The following is a 2,264-nucleotide window of genomic DNA, read 5'->3' as shown; positions in this document are numbered from 1 at the left end:
CTCGGCGCCCTGGGGTGGCGAACATCATGCTGGGCACGGTGACCGAGCGGACTCATGACATCGGTATCCGAAGAGCGATCGGCACCCAGCGGGCCGCGATCATCAAACAAGTTCTCACCGAATCGATCATGATCGCCGACGTGGGCGACGTGCTGGGCATGATGGTCGGTGACGCCATCACCCTGCGCGCCTGCTGCCCCGACACATCCCGCAACTGGGTTCGTCCGAGCTGTCCGTTGCGGCCGCCGCGGCGGCATTCGGTGTCAGTCTGGTAACCGGCCTGGTGGCCAGGGTGTACTCGGCTTATCGGGCCTCCGGCTTGTCCCCGATCGCCGCGTTGCGTCATTAGCGGCTGCGGGCTGGGGGCTGCCGGGCGGCGCGCGCACTCGGTGATCAGGTGGACATTAGCGCTGTTTGGAGGTGTCGCGGCAGCAGCCAGCTCCACCTGATCACCGGAACGGTAGCTGCGGCAGTAGCCACGTCCACCTGATCATGAGACGAGTAGCCGTAACAGTGTTCCAAGCATCACACTCTTACTCATTAGTAACATTGGCATCAGGAGTATCGATACCAACGTCATGGGACAAGACCGCAATGCACACGTCGCACCCGAGGCCGTGGTCGCGCCGCCGAGCCAGGACGAAGCGGACCGTTCATCCGAGCTGCTCACCGTGGCTGAGGTCGCCGCGATGTTCCGGGTATCGAAGATGACCGTCTACCGCATGGTCAACAGCGGCGAGTTGCCCGCGTTCAAGGTCGGCCGGTCGTTTCGGATCCGTGCGACGTTGGTGCAGAAGCTGTTGTCCGAGTCGAGCGGCTGAGCTCGCGCCGCTGGTCGGCGATTCATTGACCAGCGGCGACGCGTCGTCGAGGGTGGTCGGGCTCGGCTCAGATCGCGGTGGCCGTCGTGCATGCTGCTCGCGTCCACGCCCTTCGCCGGGCCTGCCTCATCCGGCGGCGCGACTCGAGATCGTTTCGTGGTAGGTCCTCCCCCGGCTCATCCCCAGCAGTCTGGCGATGGGCCGCCGTGTGAGCGCGGTGGCGATCAGGTCGCCGATCCGAGGTGAGAACGCCTCGCCGAGCAGCAACATGCCTGCCGCCCTGGGAATCACGACCCGTCGCCTGTCGTGCCGGACCGCGGCGACTACAACTCGCGCAACGTCGTCTGGCCACAACGGCGTCAGGTGCCGGAACGGCGGAGGCATCTCCACCTCGTCCGTCTCCTTCAGTAAATCGGCTCTTCAACTTTGAGCGGGCACCGTCGGTTTACTCGCTGACAGTCGGCGGGTTCGCCGGGTGCAGTGCAACCGTACTCGGCGGCGATAGTTTTCTCGGTTCCGAAATCCGCAGGCGGCGCGTTTCACCTGCTTGATCAGTCTGTTCGTGCCTTCGGTACGGGCGTTGGTCAGTCCGGTCGCCAGGAACACCTCGATCGCTGGCCACCAGGTCTCGATGGTCTGTGCCAGGGTGGTCAGCTCACCGATGTCGGCGTCGGCGCACCAGCTGTAGAACACCCAGAGCCGGCGTGCGATGTCCTCGCGGTGACCGCCGTGGGCCGCGATCCCGCAGAGCGAACGGAGTTCTTCCTTGGCGATCCAGGCGGTCAGGATCTGCCCGGTCGGGTCGTTGTCGATGCATCCGTTCCACATCCGGGCCTGTGCCGCCGGTGAGAGGCGTTCGTGGGCGCGTTGCAGCAGTCGCCGGTTTGCCCAGGTCGGATCGAGCTTGCCGCCTCGGCGCCCGAGCAGCTCGCGGGTCACCCGCTGGCGTACCGCGGTCACCGCCTTGTTGGCCAGCATGACCAGATGAAAGTGGTCTACCGCCAGCTGCGCGTCCGGCAGCGCGGCCCGGACCGCAGCCGCGTAGCCAGCGTGCGGGTCGATCACCACCACCTCGACGCCGTCGCGGAACGCCTGCGACCGCGCCGCCAGCCACCCCTTCACCGCAGCGGCGGTTCGGCCGTCGACCTGCCCTAACAGGCCCTGATGACCGACGATGTCGACGAACCCGGTCTCCCACGGATCCGTGCGTTTCCCTCGGATCCGCCCGTCGGCGTGGACACCGTCGGGTAGCCAGCGCGGACGCCCGAATCTGGTCTCGTCCATGCCCAACACCCGCACCGGCTCTGGCTCGACCAGCTCGACCACGCCGTGGGCGAGCACCGCACGCTGCACCGTCGGCCACGACACCTGATGGGAGACAGCGACCTCGGACTGGTCACGCCCGTCCTCCACCGCCATCGCCAGCGCGGCACGCAGCCGGGT

General features: G+C 66.7%; 4 protein-coding genes. 2 read left to right on the top strand and 2 right to left on the bottom strand.

Annotation, left to right across the window (positions count from 1 at the left end; translation table 11 throughout):
* Both VGG53_RS11190 and VGG53_RS11185 read left to right on the top strand, forming a co-directional pair.
* Nucleotides 1-275, top strand: a 275-nt coding sequence (locus VGG53_RS11190) for an ABC transporter permease (RefSeq protein WP_331518128.1), incomplete at its 5' end; no start/stop codon positions are given.
* Nucleotides 276-578: 303 nt separating this feature from the next.
* Nucleotides 579-821, top strand: coding sequence for a helix-turn-helix domain-containing protein (locus VGG53_RS11185; protein ID WP_331518127.1), 243 nt, complete (start codon nt 579-581; stop codon nt 819-821).
* 126 nt (nt 822-947) lie between these two features.
* On the opposite strand, the gene VGG53_RS11180 is transcribed toward VGG53_RS11185, so the two are convergent.
* Together VGG53_RS11180 and VGG53_RS11175 are read right to left on the bottom strand one after the other, a co-directional pair.
* Entirely contained in the window at nt 948-1,211 is a 264-nt protein-coding gene (locus VGG53_RS11180; protein ID WP_331518126.1) for a hypothetical protein, read from the bottom strand.
* Nucleotides 1,212-1,241: 30 nt separating this feature from the next.
* A partial coding sequence (locus VGG53_RS11175; RefSeq protein WP_331518125.1) for an ISL3 family transposase occupies nt 1,242-2,264 on the bottom strand: 1,023 nt, incomplete at its 5' end.

This window comes from Mycobacterium sp. (assembly GCF_036490025.1).
GTDB lineage: Bacteria > Actinomycetota > Actinomycetes > Mycobacteriales > Mycobacteriaceae > Mycobacterium.
This window is presented reverse-complemented; position numbering and strand designations above follow the sequence as displayed.

What these genes read in the sequence shown, in the direction of transcription:
- VGG53_RS11185 (WP_331518127.1), top strand. Translation starts at nt 579, where the DNA reads ATGGGACAAGACCGCAATGCACACGTCGCACCCGAGGCCGTGGTCGCG.